Origin of the sequence: Hassallia byssoidea VB512170 (assembly GCF_000817785.2) — a bacterium.
Classification (GTDB): Bacteria; Cyanobacteriota; Cyanobacteriia; order Cyanobacteriales; family Nostocaceae; genus Hassallia; species Hassallia carrinoi.
This window is the reverse complement of the sequence record NZ_JTCM02000127.1, coordinates 1-18,348: the sequence shown is the minus strand read 5'-3', so window position 1 is coordinate 18,348 and position 18,348 is coordinate 1. Positions and strand designations below refer to the sequence as shown.

The following is an 18,348-nucleotide window of genomic DNA, read 5'->3' as shown; positions in this document are numbered from 1 at the left end:
CAGAAAAGCTTGGTAGTCAAATGTTGGTTTTGGGCTGTTGAGGGTTTGAGTTGTTGATTTTGTGGAAGTGCTAACAGCAGACATGCGAAAATCCTCCAAGTTGTTTTGTGGAGGGGGATTTTGGCTGCCCTGGCTTTTTAAACTAGTACCGGATTACTATTTGTATTTTGTCGTCGGGTAATTTAGAATAAAAAACAGGACGAACCTCCAACAATCCTTATAATTTTTTTTGGAGTGTAACTAGGCGGTCAAACTTTGTTAGCACCTGGAAAATTATTAGGATTATCGTCCCCCTATTGCAGAGAAACTTATCTATCAAAGCCTCCTGGGTTGTAACTAGGCGGTCAAACTTTGTTCGCACCCAGAAGAGAGTTTACGGCTTTACCTGTCTAGCAATATCTTGCTCTACGTCTGGTTCGTCCAGTTTTCGCACAAGATATTCAACCAAATCGCTTTTCGAGATTTGAAGCTTGGTAGCTTTTTCTCGAATAAGCTCGTAGCCATAAGGCGTTATTAAAGAACAGAACTGGATTTTGGCTTCACCCCAATGCATCCGCATCCGTCTAATAGGTTTAGAGGGTTTTTCGGGTGCTTTGTTTGTTAGTAGCTTGGTTCCCATAGTCCGTATTCCTAACATTACCTAATCATTGATATTAGATGCAAATTATTTTTTTGTCGAGTTATCAATCAGCCTTCTTGCAATTTTTTTAGCACAGAATAGTTAGGTGTCTGATTAATCAGACACCTGCCATTATCAATTAATATGTATACATCGAATTGAGTTTTTACCCATTAATTTATTATTTCTATAAGAAAGATATGCCCTATAATCATGCCTTCAGGTCATCTCCTTATTATAGAAATAAATGATTAAATTTTAATCATTTTAAAAGTAATGGCTAAAGAGACGACTTGCAAGACTTTAAATTAAGAATTGTTACAGACGCGATTCCGCTAATAAGATTCTCATTTTTTTCCCGCAAGCGGGAAAAATGCACTATCAAGTTGCAGCAATTTTATCAGCTTTTGGCTTCTTCTCGAACACCTGAATATTTGGCTCCAGCAACACAAATCCATTTTCAGTTGCTTCACCCATCTTGCCTGCGATCGCACCTACCCATTCCGGAAAGTTGGCTTGCGCGTCGGTGAGTTTCTTCCAAACTTTGGGCTTAACAGTGATGCTGATAATCCGCCCATCGCAATCAATATCAAAGCGTTGCCAACCATTTTCGACTGCGGTGGCGTTGGGCAGTTCGGCAATTTTGATGGTAATTTCTAGCTTGCCTTGGATCATAAAGCCTCCTAATTTAATTACTCGGTGGGGTGTTACCATTGCCACCTTGCTGTAGTAAATATTCCCAAATCCGCCTAATCTCGGATCTGAATTCTTGGCGGTCAACGGCTGCTTGCTGTCTGTCTTCTGCGGCTTGCGCTCGATCTTGTTCGGCTTGTATGGCTAAGATATCTACTCGGTTGGTTACGGCGTTAACGTTCTCGGTTAGTTGATTGATGTTCGCCACTAACACATCGATAGTGTCGCTTTGTGCAACTACCGTTTCACCAATATTCACAAAGATATTTTCTAGGCGGCTTAAGCGCTCTTCAATGGTTGGGGGTTGCCCTGCGTTGGTCATGATTTTTTGCCCTTGTCTTCTTTGGTCGCGATCGCCTGGGTATTGGCTCGTTGCTGGTTCGCACTTTCTAGCAAAATTGCCTCAATTCGATCTAGTCTGTCTGGTTGGTTTTGAGTCATTTTTATTTGTGTGTTTAGGTTCTCGCCTTTCAATCAAAGCTTTCTTGACGAGTACCGAAATAAGTTGAGGAATAGTCCTGAACTCACTTTCAGCCCACTCTTCTAACTCTCGGTACTCGTCTGGATCAAAACTGATTGTCGTTCTTGGTCGCTTGGTCGCCATTAATTGCACATAAGCCTACTAATTAGACATTATCTGCTAAACAACTCAAGCTGCCCTTAAATTAATCACTTGCTGTAATGCTTGACAAGTGATGTACCTGTTGTTATATTACCACTATAAGCAGTGAACGCAAGCTTAACTACCAACAGCGCGTAAACAAAAGCCCAAAGTATTAAAGAGTGGTATTTCTGGGTTACACCGAGCGTTTGTGCTAGTTACTGCGTTAGCCGCATGTTCACAGTTATTACTAAAACCATTGAGGCGTTAAGTGAGCATCCAGAAGATTAGTCTGGGTAAGCGTTTGCAGCTTGATGAGGTTTTTATCGATTTCAATCCAACTAAAAAAGATTTGGCTGCGGTGTTGCAGACATCTCGTACAACAGTTTGGAAGTGGGATGGTATTGCCTATGACTTTCTCAAAGAATATAGAGAAGATTACCCTAAGCGATCGCTTTCCGAAATAGTCAACCCACCTGAAAAGTACAAAGAACCAAAAGCGTTTGATACCGAAGCGGCATTGACTCAGTATCAAGCCTGGGTAATTTCAAAAGTCCAAAGTTTGTTCAAACAGTTGAAACGTGAGGTTCGAGTCAAAGCCTATATAGAGGCACGACCAGACGAGTTTTCTAAATCTAGATTCGATGCCAGACAGTCATTTGTAAATCCCCAATCCACCACAGCAGCATAAGGACAAATCAAGATGCGTACAATCAATGTTTCTGAGTTTTGTGTTCAGTCCGGTATCAACACAGATGTTTTTCGCGACACTATTGAAGCGATGAAATTAGATAGAAATATTGAGGAATTAGGATTAGATATTCTAGAAGCGATCGCACAAGAAATTGCACAACAGAACGGCACGCAACTATCGCTGCCAGCAGCAGATAAGAGTGTTAGTGAAAGTGACAAGATTGTTATCAAAGAAGCGGTGGGTCTTGCGTTTGAGTTTTACCCCGAATTGATGGCTCTTAACGACTTACAAGTTGTTCAAGTTGCAGCTTTTTTAACCGCAGAGCGCCAAGCCGATGCGTTTGAAACCATCCACAGCGCTGTAATTAACCAACGCTTAACCGCCTATCGTACCAAAACCAATGCAAGTCTATTGGCAAATATTACGGCAGTGCAAGGAGTAAGTGATGCGGATTTTTTGGCGGCGCGTGGTTTCCAGATGACGAAACCACAAACCGATTCTGCATTGAGCGAATTACTCAAAATGCAAAAGAATTAGAAAACATTTCCCATCAATTACAGAGGGACGTAAATATGCATCACTTAATCGACATCGCAGGTATTACAACGCTCGGCACTTTAGGAGCAATAACCACAGTAGCAGCCGCCGCAATCAACCCAATTGGTGCTGCCTTGCTGATAGCAGGCGCGGTGATGTGGGTGAAAAATAATCACAGTTAACTCCATGCGGGGACATTTTTCTTTTCTTGCGGGAATTAGGAGTGCGGTGATGTTGTCGGGTAGTTAATTACAGGAAATAAATCATGGACGAACTGACCGAAGTATTAGTCTTTGACGACACGACCGGCGCTGAAATCTTGCTTTATCTGGATGCTCTAGCGCAGCAACTAAACGACTTCAGATCCAAGCATCCGCACACTTACAGCTACTTGTGCGAAACTGCGACCGGAACCGGCGATATGAGTTTAGGTGATGGGATTTCGGCTTTGAATTGGGCAGCCAATTATGTGGCAGGAGACGAATAATGGGATATCCAACTGTCAACTTGAAAGCTGCCAACTACGTTTTTGAAGGTATCGGTATTGAAATCACCAAGCACGAACTTGGCTACTACCAAGCAATAGTACGAGGGGAGGAATTGAAAGAGCCACGATTAATTGACCTCACCCACAAGATATTGAGAACAATCTCTCAGCCACCATACAGAAACCCAAAGTTTGAGGCGAATATTCCAGATTAATTTAAGAGCGATCGCCCAACTCAGACAGAAAAGCGATCGCCACATCGAACACCTTCAAGTACTCGAATATGAAGATTTTAGCAGTTTCGTTAATTTTTGCGATGGCTGTACTGCAAGAACCAGAGCCAGAGCCACCACATCGAGGAGGAGGCAGGCGACTACAAGCTCCTCAAGTAACCATCCTTTACACCACTACCAAAGAATTTAACTATGTCTGAATACGTTTTTCAAGAAGAGGAAGAACCAGTTTACCCACCCTTCACTGGGACATGGTTTGTTGAGAACCACGAAACAATTGATACCCACCCCTATGCTGTTGCATTTGGTCAGTTTTTGGGTAACGGCATACACCCCGACCCCGCGAACGAACTAGCTTTTGGGTTGCATTCAGCTATTAGCCAAATCAGCGATGACCCCTTTGACCCACTGCGAGTTACTGCGGTAAACATCTTCGATCGGCTAAACGAGATGAACTATTGGGAGTTTTCGGCAGAAGAGGATGGCGATCGCGAACCCGACAACTTTGTTTTCGCTGACTAAACATTAGTGTTCTCTTTGGAGATTTTATGATTGACAACGATTTCACGCTGCTTGACGAGATGAAAGAATGCTGGGGACAGACTTTTGAGCAATTAAATAATTCTGAAAGACTCTGGCTGCTTTCGTCTGTAATCGGTATGATGACCGGCGGTGTAACAGAGAATTACAACCCACACGACGTAAGTGATGGTGTTGCCGATGCTACTGAAAGATTTGACGAATTAAGCTTTTACGAGCAAGTGGCATTGGCTGAGGCGCTAATCCATCAGATTAAGTATCACAGATACAACCGATAAACATTACCGGGGCGGGTACTTTCTGCCCCAAATCACTCGCCATGAGAAAAGACCTCAGCTTACAATTCCTGCCTTACACGTTGGTATCTGCACTGGGACTAGGCTTACTATTTCTTCCCCAATTTATAAGTGTGAGACAGAATTTAGTCCAAGCCGCTGCGGAATCTGAGATTTTAACAACTGAGAATATTAACCGCGACCGCATAAAACAACGTGCCCAAACAGCAGCATTAATGCGTAAGAGCGGACTACTACCAGAGGGAAAAACGCTCACAATTCTAGACTACGTGGACAACCCCAAGCGTCCCCCAGGAATAGCGAAGAAACGTTTAAACGCTTATTTGAGTGATGAAGTAGTCCACGTTTATGACGAAACCCGTACCTGCATCGGTGTCATCAAAAACCGTCAATTCTTATGGAAGCGAGAACATGCGGCAACTTGTGTAGATGCTCCAGTTATTAACACTGAGGAATAATTACCAACATGGCTACACCAGAAGCAAATCGCCCAGTCGGGGCAACAACAAACAGACCTTTTTCAAATAACAGACCCTCCGCAATCCAGACATTTGTTACTTGGCTCTGGATAATAATCGGATTTATCCCGCGCCTGCTTGCCTATATTTTTAGGGAACTCACCACACCCGGAACAGCAGCTGCAATAACAGTTGGGGGACTAATCTTTTTGTGCGGTGTATTGATGTCAGCCGACAATTATTGGCAGATGTGGAGTCAACAACCCGCATTATTTCACTTCTTTGAAAAGCAATGGTTGGGTTGGGGCTGGTTTCCTACTATCACCTTAAATCTTTCTCGTTGGTGGTTCCCCTTGAACTTCAAAATGGCACTGTTGACTAATGGCAATCTCATCTTTGCTTTGGTGATAAGTTGTGCCGTCCAAATGATTCAGAGTGCCGCTGTTCGTAACCTAGCTTTTAAATCAAAATCAATTGGCGGTATCAGTGCAAGAACCATTGGGTTGATATCGATTGGAAGTTGGGTTTTTGATTTTATTATGGCGTTCGCTAGTCGGTCAATATTTCAATTTGATGACCCAGGTATGCGGATAGGATGTTTCTTTTATAACCTTTTCAGCATATTCGCAGCAGAGCTTGGCTACATTATTTTTGAAATGATGAAAACTCCTAACAGTCCTACCAACGATTAATTAAGCTTTTAACCTGGGTGCAATTCCCAGGAATCGTATCGTTTTTTCTGTTTACTAAAACTTATGCAGAACCCCTTAACTAAGAAGCGGTATTCGCTTTTGACGCACTATCCTGACGAAGAACTATTAATAAATGGCAGCATTGCCAAATGGTTACGCGATCGCACTGAGGAATTATTAATTTGTGCAAACGAAGTAAAAAACGGTTCTGGCATTGCTAAATCTATTAGTCTTGGTGGATTAGCACTCTCAATCGTAATTAGTGGCATAAATCCCTTGGCTGGCTTGAGTGCAATACTTTGCGCTGTTGGATATTCTGGCGCGGTTTTAAAAGATAAATCAATCACCAACCAGGTGGCTTTACTCCCTTTTGTACGCGGTAACTTGTTGGATATTTTGGGCACTTTAGGACATGCTGACTTGCGATCGCAGTACAAAGCCCCCAGCGAGATTGAAGATTTACAGAATTATCTTGGATATAAAAACCGCCACGAGCTTATGCTATTAAGTCAGAATTTGCTGCCTTTAACAGAAAAGCTTCAAGAAATTGAACCGGATAAACGCTTTGATGCATACCTGTGGTTGGTGGATAAATTCGTAGAATCTTCAGCAGGGATTGCGCCACAGGATATTCGGAGCGAGTTAATTGCCGTCTTACCGGAACCCACAGCACTGCAACCGCCCTCTCCGAAATCTGAATCAAACGAAACACAATCTGTACCCACGACTCCTGAAACAGTTGACAAATTTCAATGGATTGATCAGGTATTAAAGATGCCTTTTCGTGTACTGACTGGTGATGCTGGATCGGGAAAGTCAACTCTTGAGCGGTTCATGATTTCTAAGCTAAAAGAAGCTGGCTATCATATCGTCTGCCTAAACACCGAAACTAACCCCGATGTTTGGAAAGGAGTCGAGGTTTTAACTACTAGTGACGAAATTAACGAGTTTCTTTCTGAGTTTGTTTCTGGCATCGAAAGTCGTCAGAAAGAATGCCGAAAACTAGGTTTAGATGAAGACCAGTTTTTGTCTGAAGTCGCAACTAATCGAAGTGGGCGTGATGGGCGCGTTGCGATATTTTTCATGGAGGCGAACACCTTTGAACTTTGCGGAGTTGATGCCGATTTGTGGGCTTCGGTGTTGCAAATGTGCCTGACCAATATTAGGAAGTGGGGGTACACAGCTTGTCTTACCGCCCAAAGTGACAACCAAACAAGTGTTAGCTCAAAGATGAAAGGATTCTCCTCTCGCTACGATGAGCAGCCGCGTGTAGAATGCATCGTTAAAACCGATGATATTACCGGGGAAGCTGTTAGCAGTGGACGAGCTTGGTTGAAGGTTAAAGGGAAAGCCGATAAGAATCCAAAGTCAATTAATTTAGCTAACTTCCCTAAGACTAAAGACTTTAGATCACAAGCTGAAAAAAATGCACCATCTGATAAAACTCCCCCATATCCTAAACCCACTTCTAAATCAGAAAGAAAGTTAAGCGACATCATCAATAGCTTAGAAAAGTCACTCTTAGTTAGCGAAAACTCGCTTACCAAAGAGTCAGAGGAATTATTAGACAAGAAGTTATCAGACCTTGCATCACGCCTTCTGGCTTTCTTTAATAATGCTAGGAATAAAACGCCTAAGAGTTTGGCTAACATCAAAAAGAAAGATGAACTTAGAGAGCAGGGCGATATCAAATTAATCATGGCTTTGACTGAATTAGTTAGCACAGGTCACTTAATTTTTGATGATAAAGATAGCTGGTTAAAGCCCGATTGGTAATTCGCCACGCTACACATATAAATACGAAAAAACTGGTGTGGTGAGCTATGGCGCTGTGGCGTGGCGGTGTGGCGATAACCTGTGGAATGCTTACCCAGTAACCGCCACAGCCGCACCACACTAAAAATAGAGCGCCACACCTGTCGGAAGCTATTCATGTTACCAAATGCGCCTTGATAGCTGTTAATTATTTCAAGGATAAAGTTTTTCACTTGGATCGCAATCAATACTTAAAGTATTAAAGTCAGGAGTAACAATGTCCAAAATTCCACCCCAGATAGAAGTTTTATCAGACTCTATCATTATCCAAAACTTAGAAATTCGTCTTTTTGATGCAGTTAAGTTTCTCCAACAGATTCCAGAGTCGGAACAGAAAGCTGCTTGCATTAACGCATTTGAGATTGGCTTTTTTTGCCTACAGCGTGTTCATCATTTCGATGATGTAGAATTCGTCAGACGAGAGTTTGATTATTTGCTTGCAGAACTACAAAAAGCAGTTGCAGTAATTCCTTCTTCACTGGAGAGAAATTTAGCTAGCAAAATCGGCACTGAAAATGGACAGCTTTTGGCTCCTATGCAAGCGCAAATTCATTTGACTAGAGCAGTTATCGCCGAACAATTAGAGGCAGTCAGAAATTTATTTATTTCGGAAATTGATATCTCAAAGGATACATCAACCCTTGGAGGAGTCATAAATAAAATTCAGAATTTATTAGACCCTAATCGTCTAGATTCTGTACAAGGTGTTTTTCTAGAAGCTCTCAAAAATGCAACTATCGAAAGTGGTGTTTTAGCTAAATCCGTGAAATCCGTTGTTGAGGAGGCAGTTAAACCCCTAGCTAACGAAGTAGATAAACTAGCTCAACAAATTAGGGAACAAGAGTTGGTGGAGTCTGTACTGGAACAAACTATTGCTAAAGGCGCGATTTATGAAGAATTAGTCCTAGCAGAATTACAGAAATGGTCAAAGACTTGTGGGGCAGAAATTTCTTATGTTGGTGATGAGAATCGCCCAGGAGACATTTTAATAAAACTCACTTCTAACTCAGTTGTCGGCGTAGACCTCACTATAATTCTGGAAGCAAGAAATCGTGAATCCCAACGCTGGGGTCGCACAAAAATATCTCGGCATTTAGAAACTGCGATGGCTAAATATGAAGCTAATTCTGCCATATTTCTGAGCCACAGTCTGAAGGGGCTGGGAAAAGATGTTGGTGAATTCGGGCAGGGAGAATGCCAATATGGATTTTGGATTGTAACTCATCACGAGATGCTAAATGTAGCTCTTCAGTTTTTGATACTCCGGCAACAACTTGCAAGTCAGCAAACCTTCAATTCGCAGATAGATGGTGCTGCTATAGAATTTCAAGTGCAGCAAATTGAGTCATCCCTAAAGCTTATTACTAAAATCAACACTTATCTAACTGACATGGAAAAAAGTACTGAAGGGATTCGAGAGCAAGCTAAGGCGTTGCGAAAGGAAATTCGGAGTTCGCTTTCTGAAATTATGGGGGCTATCAGCAAAAACAAATTACAGGGATAAATATTCAGCAGAATCAGTCGGAGCGCGTACATTTTGTCACCAAATTGCTACTTGTACGCGACTTTTTTGAGTTGCCTCGATTGGCACCTCTGTTTACTTCTACTAATTATCGCGCTTGCAATCCCTTTTGATCCATCTTAGGGCTAGGGCGTGTTTTCGCTCCTTGTTATATTCTAAAAAAAAGGCGATCACTGAGTTAACAAAAACATTCCCAATTTGAGTGAATAATTACATTTGTAAAGCATTACAGTACGATACTTTTTGCGAAATTGCTTCAATTCTTGTTGCCTGAAGTTTGTCGTTAGTAACCGTTTTATTTTGAATTAGAGCGATCGCCAAGTCAATCGGGTAATTCTCGATCTTTAATTTTAATAAGTTTTTTTCATCTGAATCTATTTTAATACTCCCGAAATTTTTTATTCTTTTATTTTGTTTCTTTACTTCCATTTGAATCTGATTGTTAGGAGATTTTTCTAAATCTAAAGAACCCTTTAGCAATATCCAAGCTGCTTTGTTTTCTTCTTTTAAGTTTTTAAGCCTCTCAATTAGTGGTAAGGGAGTTTGATTTGGCAGATTAAATTCAACTGATTCACTATTACTAACATACATGCATATCTTTCTTGGCTGGAAGTACAAGCACACTTCCCAAACTATCCCAGTCAATAATAGTGCTGTAATTGCAATTAAAACAAGTCTAAATAAACTTGTTTTGTTTATCACAGGTTTGCTGGGAGGGTATTTATAGTTTTTAAGTTCTTTTTTTCTTGGTGATTGATGCTCTGGTAATTGAGACCTTAGTGTAATCACCAATGGCTCTAGCACTTTAAAGTTGTTGCCTGACTCAGATGTAACTTTTACCAAATCAATCACATAGGAAATACTGAGCTTATCCTCATACCAAAACTCACGATACTTCTTTTGTAGATATCGATGTGCTTGATCGAGATGACTTTCTCCAATTTTATATTGCATTTCGTGCAAATTTTTCTGAAAAACGAGTCCCTCCACCCAATAAATTTCTCTCCCAACTGCATCTTTTAATACTTTATTTCCCTCCTCTCCTATGTCATTGTTTCTGGCTTTAACCGAACGAAAAACAACAGTAAAGTTGCCAACTTCAGATCCATTTACCTCGCGAATACTTATTTGCCCGCTTTCAGTAAAATCTTCTTCTGTAACTTTAGTGAGCAAACTGCGAATTTTAGCTTCAGAAATGAAATCAGGTGCGACTACAGTTTTGTAGTCAATTGACTGATTTCGGCTAATGAGAAAAGTCCAAGCTTGAATTGTCATAATATTTATTACCTAGATTTAAAAGAGGGTATTTTAGCAAGGTCAGAGTCAGGAAAGTCAGCATTGAATTGTTTCTTAATTTCCTGACATTTACTCAAAATTTGTTCAAATGCCTCTTCGCTCGATGAAATTTCATTTAATCTTTGCTTCTTGTTTCTCAATAGACGAAACCCAAAATAAACAATGGCAATAATCAGTACGAACCCATTGCTAGGTTGAATGAGAGCAATACAAAGTCCAATGACAATCCAATCCCATACTGTGGGTTTGAAAGGCTTTTGTTTCGATCTGCCTGGATTTGGTAGCTTATCCGTCAAAGCAAAAGCTAGGGGACACTCTACATTCATTGGATGTGGATTGACTGAAAGCTTCTTCATCTGTCCATCAGGTTGTAAAACTGCAAAACCCTTACCTAAAGAACTGACAGGAATCAAACGTACCGGACAACTTACTTTCCTCCTATTGTCAACTACGTTATAAAATTCAGGAACATTATTCAGCAAGCGTTTTTTTACATCTGGTAGAGAGTAGCTACCTTCAAGTAAGTCCCACTTGCTAATAATGAAATGAACGGGAATATATTTATTGCATTTATCGACCATTTGCATGAGGGCCGATAGGTCTTCATTTAACCATCTGAAAACAACCTTATTAGTTAAGTCGTGATCCTGCATCAAAGAAAGTAGCTTTTGACCATCCAAGATTACTAAAACTGCATCAGCTTCTTTAACGTAGGTTTCTAAATCATTGTAACCACCGTAATTTTCTTCATCTTTTGTTGATACGTCTGTGATTAGACCTCCTTTATAATCAACATAGGTGATTTTACAGGCTGGAACCTTAGATATTTCTGAGTTATTTACATAGGCAGTTAATGCCCATTCAGAAATATTTCTAGTGCCTAAAGGCCATTGTTCTCCTGTAGTCAAATCTGCGAATACCTTATTCATAACCATTCTTTTAGAACTGTCTTGAACATCTAAAGAAAAGCCAAATTTTCCTTGTATTGAAAATACTTTGAAAAGACTAGCCAAGAAAATGGTTTTACCAGACCCAGATGCTCCTAGAGTAATAATACTGTAGTTCTTCATTGCACTTTTAGAGGATTTATTGATATAGGGCTAAACTAATTTAGACTCTGGAAAACTATCTATTAAATCTTTCTCAAAATCATAAAATACGTTCATTGCGTGTATTAGAGCAGACTGTTCGTCTTTAACGGATTTGAGCGTAGTTTCTTTCTTTTTTCGAGATCCTTTACTTATTTTTTCATTAATTCCTTTTATTCCCCCTTTCACCAAAGAAGTAACCATTGAAGTTGCTTTAGTGAACAATCTAGCCATTTTGATTTCAGCCGTATCGTCTAACTCTAGCAGTAGTCCCAATCCCTCTAATCCAACCCCTAAAAAATCTAGACCACCAACTAATGCGCCAACCACAATATTGCCATCATCTATCTTCTGAATTTGTTGTTCAAGTTGTTTTTCTTGTGCTTGTTTTTGATTATGCAATTGTTGTAGTCTATCTGGCAAAACACAGGATATAGGTGCTTCAAGCAAAAAGGGAAATGGAATCTTACCTGGATTCTTTTTCATACTTCCATCTGGTTGCAGAGTAGCAAATTCTAAACCGATAGCACTAACTGGAATAATTCGGACAATATAACCTGCTTCACCTCGACTTTTGATTAATTGTGCAAAAGCAGGAATAGTGAGAAGTTTTTCACGTATCTGAGATAGGGTAAACTTCTGATCCAGAACATCCCACTTAGTAATAACAAAGTGAACTGGAACTGTAAGCTTCTGCATCCGTTTGAGAATATTGGGTAAATCCGTACTTAAAAATACATTGGCTCGTAGTTGATCGCTACCATTCAGCCAAGCATATATTTTCTGACCATCTAGTAATCCTAAAACTGTATCAGCTTGCTGTACGACGTTTTCCAAGTCCTCATCTTCCTCTATATCAGTTAGGCGACCTCCAGCGTAGTCAAAGTAAGTGAATTGACAAGCATTGTATTTATCAAAATCTTCTGTTTGAACTTGACAAGTAAATGTCCATTCGGAAATATTTTTTGTTCCAGGAGGCCAAGTATCGCCAGTCAGTATCTGTGTATAGGTGGAGTTTAGTAATTTTCGTTTGTCTGGCTCTTCAACATCAAGCTTAAAACTAGAGTTTTTCTGAGTTGATAATGCCTTAAACATACTAGCGAGGAATACAGTTTTTCCTGCGCCTGATGCCCCTAATGTAATAATTTTAAAGTTTTTCATGGTGCAATTACTCTATTAGTTCTCTTTGAAATGCTACAGTTTCGTTCAGGTGAATTTCGGAATTAAGTTCGCGTTCGCATTAAGTTCATATCTATAGATATCTCCAGAATGAGGTATCAACCCTGACTGCACAAGGCTTTTATATTCTTTTTCGGAGATGTCTTATACCGGTTCCCGCATGGGTGAGGCAAATGTTTACTAAAATTTTGTTGAACATTGGAGCACCTGCCTCAATCACCCCTAATTCGCCATAACGAGGGTGCGATTGTGATGAGACAATGACAGAAGAATTACACATAGGACTAGCCCTTTCAAGGTGAGCATATGTACTATCCAAATTTTTACCGTATTTCAGGCATCGGCTGCAATTGAAGAAAGAAATTATGGATTAAACTCCAAATTTTTGGACTGTAAATTAAGCGATCGCAATCGCCAAAATACCAAAATTGGGTGAAAAACATTATTTATTTCATAGTACAAACGTTCACCTTGAAAGGGCTACACATAGGACTTACGCCTTGACAGAAATTTTATTGTGTGTATAAAGCCTTACTTGATTTGCACAACAGAAGTTAAGCACTCATTTACCTTTCGTTCTGTATTCTTAATAGGCATAAGGAAAATCAATTTATGCAGTTTTGGGATTAATTATGTGGAAAAAATTGCCAGTATTCTAGTCAGTTCAACCAAGAAGACTGAGTGAGCGCGATCGCACAATTTCCCCACACCTGCACATCATCACGCCAAGACGAAGAAACTTTTTTCCCGCAAGCGGGAATTTTCGTGTGGTGGCGATCAATTCTTTTCGTGTAAAGAGATTGCGAGAATACCTCTTTCAACAAGCACTTTACCTGTACAATGCTTGATATATAAGCATTTCATCGATATGTCGGACATCATCACTCTTCGATCCATCACCGCTTTAAGCAATTATACTCAAGGCGACAGTAAGCGTGTGTTGGAGACGCTACTAACGCAAAAGCGATCGGAACATACTCGGCGTGCATACACTCACGATCTAAAAAACTTTTTTGGCATGATCGCACCCGGCAGAGAATTAAATTCCGACTTAGCACGCGAGTTTTTATGTCTCAGCAAAAATCAAGCAATTGCGGTAGTTACCGCCTACCGAAATCAATTATTTAAGCAAGGCTTGTCTCCCGCCACAGTCAACCGCAGGATTAGCGCTATTAAATCCCTAGTGGAGATGGGCAAGATTTTCGATATTTGTAGTTACGACTTAGAAATAATTAAAAATGAAAAAGTAAAACCATATAGAGATACTAAGGGCGTAGAAGTTTCGCAGATGGTTCAAATTTTTGAAGCCATTGACACTTCGACCTTAATAGGCAAGCGGGATGTAGCGATGATGCGATTGCTGTGGAGTAATGCATTACGGCGAGGTGAAATTTTTAGCTTGGATGTAAAGCATTTTCAATATACAAGCTTACAATTATCTGTAAGCGGTAAAGGTCGAAACTCAGAACGCGACTTGGTAACGATTTCGTTTAAAACTGCTTCTTCAATATTGGAATGGCTGCAAGCTTCTAATGCCACTGATAAACCCAATGAGCCTATTTTTATTTCCCTTGACCCCGTATATTTTGGTCGCAGATTATCTGGAGAATCAATTCGCCAAATCGTAGCGAAATACTGTAATTTAGCTGGTATTGAAAAGCGAATGTCCCCACATCGAATTCGGCATTCTGCAATTACTGAAGCGCTTAATCAAAATAATGGCAATATCCGCGCCACGCAAAAACTTAGTAGGCACGCCGACCCCAAAACTCTTCTGATTTACGACGATAATCGCATTGACCTTCAAGGAGCGTTAACTAATAAACTTGATGGGTTAATTTAATAAATATAAATTGATATTACTGCATTTTTTACTGCATTTTTTGCAGTAATTTTGTTGTCTCTTTAATCAAAGCCCTAATCAGCTTGGCTTGTGTCTTTCCTGTGTAATCGACCAGTTGCTTGAGTTCGGCATAAGTCTCAGGGTCTAAATCAATAGTTATGCGTGTGCGTTTTTCGATTTCCTCTTCTTTTATTTTATCAAGAATTGTTTGCGCTGGCGGTTCAACTTTAGGAGTACTTTTATTTTGTTGCCCTTGTTTTTTCGGTTGGATAGGTTTTACTTGTTTTGGCGAAATCTTTGCTTCTTTAAGATTCTCAATATCGACTTCTTGGAGCAAATCGGATAATGTATTGCGAGGCTTCTTTTTCATTTATTTAATCTCAAAATCTCGTTAAATAATTTCTGATAATCAGCAGATGCTTCTTTACCACCTGCCATATTCCAGACTGTTGCTTTTTGGAGAAAAGTATCTGCTATTAATTCGCGGCGGTAGATGATTTGTTTTAGTGGGGTGATGCCCTCTATCTCTTTTATTACATCTACAGCTTCCCTGGAAAGTTTAGAGTTTCTAGTTGCTCGATTTATAAATATTCCAGCTTTTGGGAACCCGCCTCTCGCTTTCTGATTTTGACGAACAACCTTAGCAGCAGACGCAGCCGACATCAAATCTAAACCGCTGGGAGAAATAGGAATTACTGCCGTTGTTGCTGTTAAGAGAGTGCTGCGAGTTGCTTCCCCCAAATTTCCCGCGTTGTCCACAATTACATAATCGAAGTTTTTTTCGATGGCTGGTAATTGGTCAGCCAATTCATCTGCGTCCGTAATTCGGCACAACCCAACGCCTAGTTCCATAGCTTCTAGCCAAGCCGAAGTACTGCCCTGCCCGTCTGCATCTACTACGGCTACACTCTTTTTTTTGATTACTGCTAGCCAGTAAATAAAATGCACGGCGGTGGTCGATTTTCCCACGCCACCTTTAACATTCGTAAACGAAATAATACTCATACTACAATTTTTACTGTATTTTTTTACTGCATAATACCGCTTGCTGTAACTGAATTTTACTGCAAGCAGTTTAATTATGGGGATTGTCGGAATTTCCCGCTCACAGGAAAAAATACAAGTGCGATCGCCCAAACTAAACACGCGCCCTCCTTCAACTTTTCCCGCTTGCGGGAAAAATCAAACCACCATAAGTGGGCATGGCGATGTTGATATTTTTCCCGTAAGTGGTGGGTGATGCGAGTTAAAGCTTTTTCAAAATCCAGTCGGAACAACCCCCAGGAATTGGACTTGTAATACTTTCACTAACCCAACCGCTTTCTTCTTTTTTGTAGAGCGTCCATTTTATAGTTGCCCCTGCAAACCATCCTTTCTTAGTTTCGATTTTTAGAACTGTGGCTTTAACCGCCTTCTCTCTGTTGAAGTAATCGACATGGGGGTAGCAGGAAATGCGATCTCCCACTTCAATTTGAACATCAAGTCCTTTTATCTCGGAAGAAGTGTCGGAGTTTGCCGGCGTTACCACTTCAAGCTCAAAATCAAGTACTTCAGCCCATAAGTCGCTTGTTAACGTATCGTCACTTAACGAAGTAGATGGCTCAAAATCAAGTACTTCAGCCCATAAGTCGCTTATTTCTGTATCGTCACTTAACGAAGTAGATGGCTCAAAATCAAGTATTTTAGCCCACAAGTCATTTGTTTCGGGTAAGGAGGAATTATGGGGCGAAATCGCTGGAACGCTTACACTGTCTAGGTGTCCACCCTGTCCACCCTCTTGTGGGGGGTCATTCTGAACCTGGACACCTTGAAACCCAGTCCCAGAGCGGGTGTCCAAACTGTCAAAATTGTCCCCACCTACTTTGGGGGTATAGTCATTTATTTTTTTTTCAAAAATTTCTTTTTTTGGATCTTGTTTTTCATTTGTGCCAAAACTTTGGGGGAGGACAGTTGGACACTTTGGACACCCTTGCTGTGACTGGGTTTCAGGGTGTCCAGGGTCGTTTTTGGCTGGTTTTTCACCTTGGACACCTTGGACACCCTTACCCTCACTGGGTTCTGGCGTTTTTGGCGGTTCTGGAGGGTTCCAAAAATCAGTAAATTGCTCTAAACCACCTTCGTGACACCCAGCTTTTATGCAAACCCAAATCGGATTTGAAGGTTGTGAGTTTTGGCTGCTACTGTGTTGCTCCTCGCCTCCAATTTTGGTAAAGGCTCCTGTCAAGGGGGCTAAATATTCCCAATGTGCTTGTACGCGAGAACGCACTTTGTCCCGCTGCGGCTCCCAATGCCTATCCACAAAATTTAGTGGCACAATTGTTTTCAGGTGGCTGGCGAACTTACTCATTCCCAATGGCGTGTATCCGTGTTCTTTGCAATACGCTACGTACCAAGTATGTAACTGGTGATTATCTACGTAGCCAGCATCGGATGAAGGTCGCAAGCACAAATCAACAAATGATTTTGTGGAGTCACCATACATAGAAGCATCCATCGCCGAATTAATCGCACGATCTACCGACGGGGGCGATGTTAGTATCCGATCCCGTTCGTCACGAGGCATTGCTAAAGCCCAGCTAATAACATCAGCCTTTACAGCTTCTAGTTTTTGCCCTAAATTTGGATCTGGTTGTACATTTCTGCTTAGAACCGGAATTGGATAAGCGCGTCGCGCCCACCCATCTCCTGCATTCTCTATCTGAAGGTGGTTTACCGAAGCCAACCAGAAATGAATATTCCACTGCTTGTTGTACGCTACTGGGTTAAATAATGCCCTACCGGTCATCGGACCATTGTCAACCAATTCGTAAAATGCCCGTACACCTTCGGCATAGCCACCCATATCAGGGAAGCCAAATATTCGCTTGCCTGTTAAATATTGATGGCGACCTTCAGGGGTGGAAATATCTGAAAAGTAGCTGGCATTTCCAGACCCGGATTGACCAAACAATAGGCTCCAGAATCTTCCTAATGTACCTTTCCCGCCACCACTTTGACCAATTAAATGTGGAAATCTACCATAAGGGGCAGTTGGGTCAAGAAACATACTAGTAAATGCGCGAATAACATCTACCATATCTGCACCAAAAGCTTGAGTGATAAATTGTAAAAAAACTTCTGGGCAGCTTTTACCTGGCTCGTAGTCGTAGGGGATAATATTCTGGAGGTAGTAAGCTTTATTGTGTGGCATCGTCTCACCGGTACGCATGTCTACAACACAATTTTTGAACGCTAGAAGGTGGTTGTTCGCAATGGATGATTCTTCCCGTTCCAGGCGGCTACGAGCATATTTAAATGCTGATTCTTTGTGGCTATTACATTCGTAAGGTCGTTTCGCGTACCAATCAAGCATCTTGGAATGAGTTAATTTATAGCTTTTCTCACTAGCTTTCGCTATAAAAGCTAAAATGCGGTTGTCCGTCTGGTGCTGCCAAATATTTATCTTCTCATCCCAGCGATAAAAAGAAGAATCACTAACCCACCAGTTCCCCTCGTCGCCCCCAAACTGCTGCCGATAAAACCAGCCGTCGAAGGCTTGATTGGTGACGCAATTATCGAAATTTAAATTTAATTTCTCACAGATTCCTCGATATAGTTCTTCAGGATGCCCATCCGAATTAATATCATCCTCATCATTCCCATCATCCCCGTTTCCTCCATTTCCCCCATTTCCTCCATTGCCGCCATTACCAGAATGGAAATCTTCTCTATTTATTCCCAGCCTTTCGCATATTTCTTTCCAAAAGAAAACTTCA

At 41.0% G+C, this 18,348-nt stretch carries 24 protein-coding genes; 13 read left to right on the top strand and 11 right to left on the bottom strand.

The window, feature by feature from the left end:
- Positions 1–373: 373 nt before the first annotated feature.
- The 5 genes from PI95_RS30510 to PI95_RS30495 form a co-directional block, all read right to left on the bottom strand.
- On the bottom strand, positions 374–619 hold the full coding sequence (locus PI95_RS30510; RefSeq protein WP_039740778.1) for a hypothetical protein: 246 nt from the start codon (positions 617–619) through the stop codon (positions 374–376).
- 381 nt (positions 620–1,000) lie between these two features.
- Positions 1,001–1,333, bottom strand: a complete 333-nt coding sequence (locus tag PI95_RS30505; RefSeq protein WP_236117261.1) for a fertility inhibition FinO-like protein — start codon at positions 1,331–1,333, stop codon at positions 1,001–1,003.
- Entirely contained in the window at positions 1,308–1,634 is a 327-nt protein-coding gene (locus PI95_RS30500; RefSeq protein ID WP_039740783.1) for a hypothetical protein, read from the bottom strand. The genes PI95_RS30505 and PI95_RS30500 overlap by 26 nt, the downstream gene beginning before the upstream one ends.
- Complete coding sequence (locus PI95_RS37065; protein WP_268896846.1) at positions 1,631–1,753, bottom strand: hypothetical protein; 123 nt, start codon at positions 1,751–1,753, stop codon at positions 1,631–1,633. Before PI95_RS37065 ends, PI95_RS30500 begins: the two co-directional genes overlap by 4 nt.
- Positions 1,716–1,916 carry a ribbon-helix-helix domain-containing protein gene (locus PI95_RS30495; RefSeq protein WP_163519334.1) on the bottom strand — a complete coding sequence of 67 codons (201 nt, stop codon included), beginning with the start codon at positions 1,914–1,916 and terminating at the stop codon, positions 1,716–1,718. The genes PI95_RS37065 and PI95_RS30495 overlap by 38 nt, the downstream gene beginning before the upstream one ends.
- 268 nt (positions 1,917–2,184) lie before the next feature.
- On the opposite strand from PI95_RS30495, the gene PI95_RS30490 reads away from it, so the two are divergent.
- The 12 genes from PI95_RS30490 (at position 2,185) to PI95_RS30435 (ending at position 9,169) form a co-directional block, all read left to right on the top strand.
- Positions 2,185–2,604, top strand: a complete 420-nt coding sequence (locus tag PI95_RS30490; protein ID WP_039740785.1) for a hypothetical protein — start codon at positions 2,185–2,187, stop codon at positions 2,602–2,604.
- A 12-nt stretch (positions 2,605–2,616) separates the two neighbouring features.
- Positions 2,617–3,144 carry a hypothetical protein gene (locus tag PI95_RS30485; protein ID WP_039740787.1) on the top strand — a complete coding sequence of 176 codons (528 nt, stop codon included), beginning with the start codon at positions 2,617–2,619 and terminating at the stop codon, positions 3,142–3,144.
- A gap of 35 nt (positions 3,145–3,179) precedes the next feature.
- Positions 3,180–3,326, top strand: a complete 147-nt coding sequence (locus tag PI95_RS30480) for a hypothetical protein (RefSeq protein ID WP_163519333.1) — start codon at positions 3,180–3,182, stop codon at positions 3,324–3,326.
- A gap of 83 nt (positions 3,327–3,409) precedes the next feature.
- Positions 3,410–3,631 carry a hypothetical protein gene (locus PI95_RS30475; protein WP_039740789.1) on the top strand — a complete coding sequence of 74 codons (222 nt, stop codon included), beginning with the start codon at positions 3,410–3,412 and terminating at the stop codon, positions 3,629–3,631.
- Positions 3,631–3,846 carry a hypothetical protein gene (locus tag PI95_RS30470; RefSeq protein ID WP_039740790.1) on the top strand — a complete coding sequence of 72 codons (216 nt, stop codon included), beginning with the start codon at positions 3,631–3,633 and terminating at the stop codon, positions 3,844–3,846. The genes PI95_RS30475 and PI95_RS30470 overlap by 1 nt, the downstream gene beginning before the upstream one ends.
- Before the next feature lie 68 nt (positions 3,847–3,914).
- Positions 3,915–4,064 carry a hypothetical protein gene (locus PI95_RS30465; RefSeq protein WP_163519332.1) on the top strand — a complete coding sequence of 50 codons (150 nt, stop codon included), beginning with the start codon at positions 3,915–3,917 and terminating at the stop codon, positions 4,062–4,064.
- A complete protein-coding gene (locus PI95_RS30460; protein ID WP_039740792.1) occupies positions 4,057–4,386 on the top strand; it encodes a hypothetical protein in 330 nt (109 codons plus the stop codon). Before PI95_RS30465 ends, PI95_RS30460 begins: the two co-directional genes overlap by 8 nt.
- A 26-nt stretch (positions 4,387–4,412) precedes the next feature.
- On the top strand, positions 4,413–4,682 hold the full coding sequence (locus tag PI95_RS30455; RefSeq protein ID WP_039740794.1) for a hypothetical protein: 270 nt from the start codon (positions 4,413–4,415) through the stop codon (positions 4,680–4,682).
- A 41-nt stretch (positions 4,683–4,723) separates the two neighbouring features.
- On the top strand, positions 4,724–5,158 hold the full coding sequence (locus PI95_RS30450; protein ID WP_039740797.1) for a hypothetical protein: 435 nt from the start codon (positions 4,724–4,726) through the stop codon (positions 5,156–5,158).
- Positions 5,159–5,166: 8 nt separating this feature from the next.
- A complete protein-coding gene (locus PI95_RS30445; protein WP_039740800.1) occupies positions 5,167–5,850 on the top strand; it encodes a hypothetical protein in 684 nt (227 codons plus the stop codon).
- A gap of 99 nt (positions 5,851–5,949) precedes the next feature.
- A complete protein-coding gene (locus PI95_RS30440; protein ID WP_163519330.1) occupies positions 5,950–7,626 on the top strand; it encodes a DEAD/DEAH box helicase family protein in 1,677 nt (558 codons plus the stop codon).
- Positions 7,627–7,882: 256 nt separating this feature from the next.
- The gene (locus PI95_RS30435) at positions 7,883–9,169 is read left to right on the top strand and encodes a hypothetical protein (RefSeq protein WP_039740804.1); all 1,287 of its coding nucleotides are present in this window, start codon (positions 7,883–7,885) and stop codon (positions 9,167–9,169) included.
- A 228-nt stretch (positions 9,170–9,397) separates the two neighbouring features.
- Here PI95_RS30435 and PI95_RS30430 read toward each other — a convergent pair whose 3' ends face one another.
- From PI95_RS30430 to PI95_RS30420, 3 genes are read right to left on the bottom strand one after another with little or no spacing between them, the layout of a single operon-like run.
- Positions 9,398–10,462 carry a hypothetical protein gene (locus PI95_RS30430; protein WP_039740806.1) on the bottom strand — a complete coding sequence of 355 codons (1,065 nt, stop codon included), beginning with the start codon at positions 10,460–10,462 and terminating at the stop codon, positions 9,398–9,400.
- 8 nt (positions 10,463–10,470) lie between these two features.
- The gene (locus PI95_RS30425) at positions 10,471–11,553 is read right to left on the bottom strand and encodes a hypothetical protein (RefSeq protein WP_052324822.1); all 1,083 of its coding nucleotides are present in this window, start codon (positions 11,551–11,553) and stop codon (positions 10,471–10,473) included.
- Positions 11,554–11,583: 30 nt separating this feature from the next.
- Positions 11,584–12,732, bottom strand: a complete 1,149-nt coding sequence (locus PI95_RS30420; RefSeq protein ID WP_039740809.1) for a TRAFAC clade GTPase domain-containing protein — start codon at positions 12,730–12,732, stop codon at positions 11,584–11,586.
- Between the two features lie 886 nt (positions 12,733–13,618).
- Here PI95_RS30420 and PI95_RS30415 point away from each other — a divergent pair.
- On the top strand, positions 13,619–14,593 hold the full coding sequence (locus PI95_RS30415) for a tyrosine-type recombinase/integrase (protein WP_039740813.1): 975 nt from the start codon (positions 13,619–13,621) through the stop codon (positions 14,591–14,593).
- 28 nt (positions 14,594–14,621) lie between these two features.
- Here PI95_RS30415 and PI95_RS30410 read toward each other — a convergent pair whose 3' ends face one another.
- From PI95_RS30410 to PI95_RS30400, 3 genes are all read right to left on the bottom strand, one after another.
- Complete coding sequence (locus PI95_RS30410; RefSeq protein ID WP_039740815.1) at positions 14,622–14,963, bottom strand: ribbon-helix-helix protein, CopG family; 342 nt, start codon at positions 14,961–14,963, stop codon at positions 14,622–14,624.
- On the bottom strand, positions 14,960–15,598 hold the full coding sequence (locus PI95_RS30405; protein WP_039740817.1) for an AAA family ATPase: 639 nt from the start codon (positions 15,596–15,598) through the stop codon (positions 14,960–14,962). Before PI95_RS30405 ends, PI95_RS30410 begins: the two co-directional genes overlap by 4 nt.
- 241 nt (positions 15,599–15,839) lie before the next feature.
- The coding region (locus tag PI95_RS30400) for a primase-like DNA-binding domain-containing protein (RefSeq protein ID WP_201280678.1) at positions 15,840–18,348 on the bottom strand (2,509 nt) is incomplete at its 5' end.

Excerpts from the sequence above, each read along its gene's own strand:
- PI95_RS30450 (WP_039740797.1), top strand. The coding sequence starts at position 4,724 with ATGAGAAAAGACCTCAGCTTACAATTCCTGCCTTACACGTTGGTATCT.
- PI95_RS30505 (WP_236117261.1), bottom strand. The coding sequence starts at position 1,333 with ATGGTAACACCCCACCGAGTAATTAAATTAGGAGGCTTTATGATCCAA.
- PI95_RS30410 (WP_039740815.1), bottom strand. The coding sequence starts at position 14,963 with ATGAAAAAGAAGCCTCGCAATACATTATCCGATTTGCTCCAAGAAGTC.
- PI95_RS30485 (WP_039740787.1), top strand. The coding sequence starts at position 2,617 with ATGCGTACAATCAATGTTTCTGAGTTTTGTGTTCAGTCCGGTATCAAC.
- PI95_RS30510 (WP_039740778.1), bottom strand. The coding sequence starts at position 619 with ATGGGAACCAAGCTACTAACAAACAAAGCACCCGAAAAACCCTCTAAA.
- PI95_RS30435 (WP_039740804.1), top strand. The coding sequence starts at position 7,883 with ATGTCCAAAATTCCACCCCAGATAGAAGTTTTATCAGACTCTATCATT.
- PI95_RS30445 (WP_039740800.1), top strand. The coding sequence starts at position 5,167 with ATGGCTACACCAGAAGCAAATCGCCCAGTCGGGGCAACAACAAACAGA.
- PI95_RS30480 (WP_163519333.1), top strand. The coding sequence starts at position 3,180 with ATGCATCACTTAATCGACATCGCAGGTATTACAACGCTCGGCACTTTA.
- PI95_RS30405 (WP_039740817.1), bottom strand. The coding sequence starts at position 15,598 with ATGAGTATTATTTCGTTTACGAATGTTAAAGGTGGCGTGGGAAAATCG.
- PI95_RS30415 (WP_039740813.1), top strand. The coding sequence starts at position 13,619 with ATGTCGGACATCATCACTCTTCGATCCATCACCGCTTTAAGCAATTAT.
- PI95_RS37065 (WP_268896846.1), bottom strand. The coding sequence starts at position 1,753 with ATGACTCAAAACCAACCAGACAGACTAGATCGAATTGAGGCAATTTTG.
- PI95_RS30455 (WP_039740794.1), top strand. The coding sequence starts at position 4,413 with ATGATTGACAACGATTTCACGCTGCTTGACGAGATGAAAGAATGCTGG.
- PI95_RS30425 (WP_052324822.1), bottom strand. The coding sequence starts at position 11,553 with ATGAAGAACTACAGTATTATTACTCTAGGAGCATCTGGGTCTGGTAAA.
- PI95_RS30460 (WP_039740792.1), top strand. The coding sequence starts at position 4,057 with ATGTCTGAATACGTTTTTCAAGAAGAGGAAGAACCAGTTTACCCACCC.
- PI95_RS30500 (WP_039740783.1), bottom strand. The coding sequence starts at position 1,634 with ATGACCAACGCAGGGCAACCCCCAACCATTGAAGAGCGCTTAAGCCGC.
- PI95_RS30430 (WP_039740806.1), bottom strand. The coding sequence starts at position 10,462 with ATGACAATTCAAGCTTGGACTTTTCTCATTAGCCGAAATCAGTCAATT.
- PI95_RS30420 (WP_039740809.1), bottom strand. The coding sequence starts at position 12,732 with ATGAAAAACTTTAAAATTATTACATTAGGGGCATCAGGCGCAGGAAAA.
- PI95_RS30465 (WP_163519332.1), top strand. The coding sequence starts at position 3,915 with ATGAAGATTTTAGCAGTTTCGTTAATTTTTGCGATGGCTGTACTGCAA.
- PI95_RS30470 (WP_039740790.1), top strand. The coding sequence starts at position 3,631 with ATGGGATATCCAACTGTCAACTTGAAAGCTGCCAACTACGTTTTTGAA.
- PI95_RS30475 (WP_039740789.1), top strand. The coding sequence starts at position 3,410 with ATGGACGAACTGACCGAAGTATTAGTCTTTGACGACACGACCGGCGCT.
- PI95_RS30495 (WP_163519334.1), bottom strand. The coding sequence starts at position 1,916 with ATGGCGACCAAGCGACCAAGAACGACAATCAGTTTTGATCCAGACGAG.